Source organism: Microcella sp., assembly GCF_033763155.1.
In the GTDB taxonomy this organism is placed as follows: Bacteria; Actinomycetota; Actinomycetes; order Actinomycetales; family Microbacteriaceae; genus Microcella.
The window spans coordinates 1-5329 of sequence record NZ_JANRKZ010000018.1 but is presented as its reverse complement, the minus strand read 5'-3'; the positions used below and the strand labels follow the sequence as shown (position 1 = coordinate 5329).

Sequence of the window (5329 nt, the reverse complement as noted above, 5' to 3'; positions counted from 1 at the left end):
GTCATCGACATGGAACGCGCGTCGATCGACATGGGTAGCAGCAACCCCGCTGTGGCCGAGAAGGCGATGGCGCAGTACGGGCGGCTCACCGACCGATTCCATGCGCTTGGCGGTTATGCGGCAGAAGCTGAAGCGGCGGCGATCGCGAGCAACCTGAGTCTTCCCGATCGCATCCTCAGCCAGCCGCTCAGCACGCTGTCGGGCGGTCAGCGGCGCCGTATCGAGCTCGCCCGCATCCTGTTCAGCGATGCCGAGACGATGATTCTCGACGAACCGACCAACCACCTTGACGCCGATTCGGTCGTCTGGCTACGTGACTTCTTGAAGGCGTACCAGGGCGGTTTCATCGTCATTAGCCACGACGTGCACCTCGTGGAAGAGACGGTCAACCGTGTCTTTTACCTCGATGCCAACCGCACCGTCATCGACATCTACAACATGGGCTGGAAGCACTACTTGCGGCAGCGTGAGGCTGACGAAGAACGCCGCAAGAAAGAGCGCGCCAACGTCGAGAAGAAGGCAACGTCACTTCAATTGCAGGCCGCACGGTTCGGCGCCAAAGCTTCTAAGGCCGCGGCGGCACACCAAATGGTGGCGCGCGCCGAGAAGATGCTCTCGGGCCTCGATGAGGTGCGCGCGGTTGACCGCGTGGCCAAGCTGCGTTTTCCGGAACCAGCGCCCGTGGGCAAGACGCCGCTGCAAGCCCACAATCTCTCGAAGAGCTACGGCTCACTCGAGATCTTCACGGCGGTCGACCTGGCTGTCGACCGCGGGTCGAAGGTCGTCATCTTGGGGCTCAACGGCGCCGGCAAGACGACCTTGTTGCGCATTCTTGCGGGGGTGGATGCTCCCGACACGGGAACGATTGAACCCGGTCACGGCCTGCGTGTGGGGTACTACGCACAAGAGCACGAGACCCTCGACGTCAAGCGCAGCGTGCTCGAGAACATGATGAGCGCGAGTGAGTCGATCACCGAACGCGAGGCACGCAGTGTCTTGGGATCATTCCTCTTCATCGGTGATGACGTGCAGAAGCCCGCAGGTGTGCTGTCGGGTGGCGAGAAAACGCGTCTCTCGCTCGCGACCCTCGTCGTCTCGAAAGCCAACCTCTTGCTGCTCGACGAGCCCACCAACAACCTTGACCCCGCGAGTCGGGAAGAGATTTTGGGAGCTCTCGCGAGCTACTCGGGCGCTGTCGTATTGGTGAGCCACGACGAAGGTGCTGTCGCAGCACTGAATCCCGAGCGAGTGTTGATCATGCCCGACGGCGTCGAAGATCTCTGGACCGCGGACTACGCCGAACTCATCTCGCTCGCCTAACGCGACTGATTCGACCTCGCATCGAGAATCTCGTCTTCGATGTCGGCGTCGCTGGGGCGTCGTCGCGCGCGCGGCTCGATGGGCACGCCCGTCTCGTCGGCCCGCAGAGCGCGATACTCGTGTCGCAGTGCCCATCCAAAGCCAACGAATCCCAACAGCGCGAAGAGATACCACTGAAACGTGTAGCTCAAGTGCGGACCCTCGTCGGGCGCCGGGCGAAGCGCTGCAGTCGGGCGTTCCGCCGGTGCCGGTGATTCAGAGTCGAGCAGCCCATAGGCACCCGTCACGACCGCGCCGTCATCGATGCGCTCGGCAAGGTCGGGAAGGTGAATGGTGGCGATTTGCCCCTCCGGCGCGCCGCGCCCGGCGATGGTCGGCTCGCCCGGCTTGAGGCGGACAATGACGTCGACTCTTCCTGTGGGCGGCATGGGCACGACGTCGGGGGAGTCCTGGGCCTCACCCGTCGGCAACCAGCCGCGGTTCACGATGAAGACCTCGCCCGAAGCGAGCAGCAGGGGAGTGAGCACTTCGAAGCCAGGGCGACCGGCGAGCGGCCGGTTGCGCACGAGCACTTGCTCGTCGACGAGATACTCGCCCTCCAGCACGACCGGAGTCCATTCCGCCGCGGGAGCGAGCGGGGCATCGCCCGGAAGCACCTCACGCAGTGCGACCGGCGCGGCATCCCAGTTCTGAGCCACCACCCGAATCTCGGCGACGGCCTCAACGCGCCGCGCCCACTGCCACTGTGCGAGACCCACGCACACGACGGCAAAGACCGTCGTGAACGCCAGCCATCCGAGCCAGCGGCGCGTCAGGGCCAGCGAGAGGATGCTCACAACGAGCTATTCTCCCCGCTCAGGAACCCGGTCAACGACAACCCCCGCGGGAGTGATCGTCACGGGAAAGCCGCGCGCATCAACGTAGTCATACAGGTAATCGCGGTGCTCGTCACACGCGAGCCACACTTTGACGCGATCCGGCGTGTGGATGCGCGGGTTGCGCCAGTTGACGGCCCACGTTGCTTCGGCGCGGCATCCGGCACGCGAGCACCGCACGCTCGAGATCGAACCGGGCAGATCCATCACGCCGGTCCACCCGAATACGGGCGGTTGTCGAAGGGAAGCACGGCACCCGGCCGCTCGACCGCTGTTCGCGGTGACGAGACGACGGTGTTCGCGGCGATCACGGCGAAGTAGGGGAGCACGACCGCGCCAAAGGCGGGAATGAGCATCCACCAGCCCGGTGTCACGAAGCACGCGCCAATGCACACCATGCGAATGCCCATCGCGACCGCATACCGAATCATGCGCGCACGCCGCTCGTCGTCAGGCGAGGTTGGCAAGCTCGTGATGGCTGCGGACGTGGGCTTCGACACACCGCGATGGTAGCCCCCGACGTTGCGCATATGCTGGGGAGCCATGACCACCCAGCGCACTGTTCTTGTTACCGGCGGCAACCGCGGCATCGGCTATTCGATCGCCCAAGAGTTCGTGGCCCAGGGCCACCGCGTGGCTGTGACGGCCCGTTCGGGCTCGGGCCCCGAGGGCTCGCTCACCGTGATCGCCGACGTCACCGACTCCGCGTCACTCGACGCCGCTTTCTCGACCGTCGAAGCCGAGCTCGGCCCCATCGAGGTCGTTGTGGCCAACGCGGGTATCACGCGCGACACCCTGCTGCTGCGCATGTCAGAAGACGACTTCACCGACGTCATCGACACGAACCTCACGGGCGCCTTCCGCACCGTGAAGCGTGCGTCGAAGGGGATGCTCAAGGCCCGTTTCGGCCGCATCATCTTGATCTCGAGCGTTGTGGGCCTCTACGGCTCGGCCGGTCAGGTCAACTACAGCGCCTCGAAGTCGGCGCTCGTGGGCATGGCACGCTCGCTGACGCGCGAGCTCGGCGGCCGTGGCATCACGGCGAACGTCGTTGCTCCGGGATTCATCGAGACCGACATGACGGCTGCTCTGCCCGAAGACCAGCAGAAGGCCTACCAAGAGGCCATTCCGGCGGGCCGGTTTGCGACGCCGCTCGAGGTGGCTCGCGTGGTGACGTGGCTGGCGAGCGACGATGCCGCCTACATCAGCGGCGCGGTGATTCCCGTCGACGGTGGCCTCGGAATGGGGCACTAAGCCTTAGCGCAGCCCCACCACCGCGAGCACGGCCGAGAGGTCGCGCTCGGGCAGGCTGACGTGTGCCGCAGCGCGCACGACCGGCTTGGCGTCGAACGCGATCGACAACCCCGCGGTCGCCATCATCTCGAGGTCGTTCGCGCCGTCTCCCACTGCGATCGTGCGTGACAGTGGAACCCCGAACTGGTGCGCCCACTCGCGCAGGGCGTCGGCTTTCGCTGTCGCGTCGACCACCGTGCCGTCCGTTGTTCCCGTGAAACGACCATCGGCCACCGAAAGTCGGTTGGCGCGGTGCGCGTCAAGGCCGAGCTCGAGCGCGATCGGGTCGAGCAACTCGTGGAATCCGCCCGAAACCACGGCAACACATCCGCCCGCCGCGTGAACGGCGGCAACGAGTTCTCGAGCACCGTGCGTCAGGGTGATGCGCGGGGCTACGCGGGCGACCACGCGCGTGTCGAGGCCGGCGAGCAGCCCCACGCGCTCGGCGAGCGATGCGGCAAAGTCGAGCTCGCCCGCCATGGCTCGAGCAGTGATTGCCGCGACCTCAGCGCCTACGCCCGCCTCGTCGGCGAGAAGCTCAATGGCCTCTTGCTCGATGAGCGTCGAGTCGACGTCGAGCACCACGAGAAATGACGCCATGTTCGTGGATGCTCCTGCGCGGCTCGGGGCGACTCAAGCCGCTCTACTCGATGCGGACGCCCTTACCGGCGACCACGATTCCCGTCTCGGTGACCGTGAGGCCGCGAGCGCGGTCGGCGTCGTGGTCGACACCCACCTGGGCGCCCGGGGCCACGACAACCTCTTTGTCGAGGATAGCCCGGCGCACGACGGCACCTGCGCCGATCTTGACCCGCTCGAACACCACGGTGTCGGTGACCTCTGCCGACTCGATGGTCACCCACGGGCCCAACACGCTGCGCTCGATGAGCGAGCCCGAGATGACCGCTCCGAGCGAGACGATCGAGTCGACGACATTGCCGGTATTGCCGGCGGCATCACGCACGAACTTCGCCGGCGGCGAGTTGAGCTGCTGCGAGTAAATCGGCCACTCGGTGTTGTAGAGGTTGAAGACGGGCAAGGCAGAAATCAGGTCTTGGTGAGCGTCGAAGAACGACTCGATCGTGCCCACGTCGCGCCAGTAGAAGCGATCGCGTTCGGTCGACCCCGGAACCTCGTTGTTGTTGAGGTCGTAGACGAAGGCGCGGCCATCACGCACGAACGCTGGCACGATGTCACCACCCATGTCGTGTGAACTGTCGGGGTCATCACCGTCGCGCGTGACGGCATCGACGAGAACGTCAGCGTCGAAGACGTAGTTGCCCATCGAGGCGAGCACTTCGAGGGGCGAGTCGGCAAGCCCGACCGCGTTCTTCGGCTTCTCGTGAAAAGCCGCGATGCGTTGCGGGTTCGCCGGGTCGGTTTCGATCACGCCGAACTGGTCGGCAAGCGAAATGGGCTGACGGATGCCCGCGACGGTTACTCCGGCGCCGTTGGCAATGTGCGCCTCGATCATCTGGCGGAAGTCCATGCGGTACACGTGGTCGGCGCCCACGACGACGACAATGTCGGGCTTCTCGTCGCGGATGAGGTTGAGGCTCTGCAGAATGGCGTCGGCCGAACCCGAGAACCACCGCTTGCCGAGGCGCTGCTGCGCCGGCACGGACGCGACGTAGGCGTTGAGCATGCCGCTGAGGCGCCAGGTCTGCGAGACGTGGCGGTCGAGAGAGTGGCTCTTGTACTGCGTCAGCACGACGAGCTGGCGAAGACCCGAATTGATCAAATTCGACAGCGCAAAGTCGATGAGTCGATAGCCGCCCGCGAAGGGCACAGCAGGCTTGGCGCGGTCGACGGTGAGGGGCATGAGCCGCTTGCCTTCACCA

The 5329-nt window shown here is 65.4% G+C and carries 7 protein-coding genes; 2 read left to right on the top strand and 5 right to left on the bottom strand.

From position 1 onward, the window contains the following. The coding region (locus SFU54_RS00650; RefSeq protein ID WP_319014393.1) for an ABC-F family ATP-binding cassette domain-containing protein at window positions 1–1320 on the top strand (1320 nt) is incomplete at its 5' end. On the opposite strand, the gene SFU54_RS00645 is transcribed toward SFU54_RS00650, so the two are convergent. The 3 genes from SFU54_RS00645 to SFU54_RS00635 are packed head-to-tail and all read right to left on the bottom strand — an operon-like array spanning window position 1317 to window position 2695. Continuing rightward, complete coding sequence (locus SFU54_RS00645) at window positions 1317–2156, bottom strand: SURF1 family protein (protein WP_319014392.1); 840 nt, start codon at window positions 2154–2156, stop codon at window positions 1317–1319. The two genes, SFU54_RS00650 and SFU54_RS00645, sit on opposite strands and share 4 nt — an antisense overlap. Window positions 2157–2162: 6 nt before the next feature. Next, the gene (locus tag SFU54_RS00640; protein ID WP_319014391.1) at window positions 2163–2402 is read right to left on the bottom strand and encodes a hypothetical protein; all 240 of its coding nucleotides are present in this window, start codon (window positions 2400–2402) and stop codon (window positions 2163–2165) included. After that, window positions 2402–2695, bottom strand: coding sequence for a DUF3099 domain-containing protein (locus SFU54_RS00635; protein ID WP_319014390.1), 294 nt, complete (start codon window positions 2693–2695; stop codon window positions 2402–2404). Before SFU54_RS00635 ends, SFU54_RS00640 begins: the two co-directional genes overlap by 1 nt. A gap of 43 nt (window positions 2696–2738) precedes the next feature. Here SFU54_RS00635 and fabG point away from each other — a divergent pair, with 43 nt between their 5' ends. Further along, window positions 2739–3449: a 3-oxoacyl-ACP reductase FabG gene (gene fabG, locus SFU54_RS00630; RefSeq protein WP_319014389.1), complete on the top strand. Its 711-nt coding sequence runs from the start codon at window positions 2739–2741 to the stop codon at window positions 3447–3449. Between the two features lie 3 nt (window positions 3450–3452). On the opposite strand, the gene serB is transcribed toward fabG, so the two are convergent. After that, complete coding sequence (gene serB, locus SFU54_RS00625; RefSeq protein WP_319014388.1) at window positions 3453–4088, bottom strand: phosphoserine phosphatase SerB; 636 nt, start codon at window positions 4086–4088, stop codon at window positions 3453–3455. A gap of 43 nt (window positions 4089–4131) precedes the next feature. Continuing rightward, window positions 4132–5329 (bottom strand): glucose-1-phosphate adenylyltransferase (locus SFU54_RS00620; RefSeq protein WP_319014387.1); only part of this gene is annotated, 1198 nt, incomplete at its 5' end.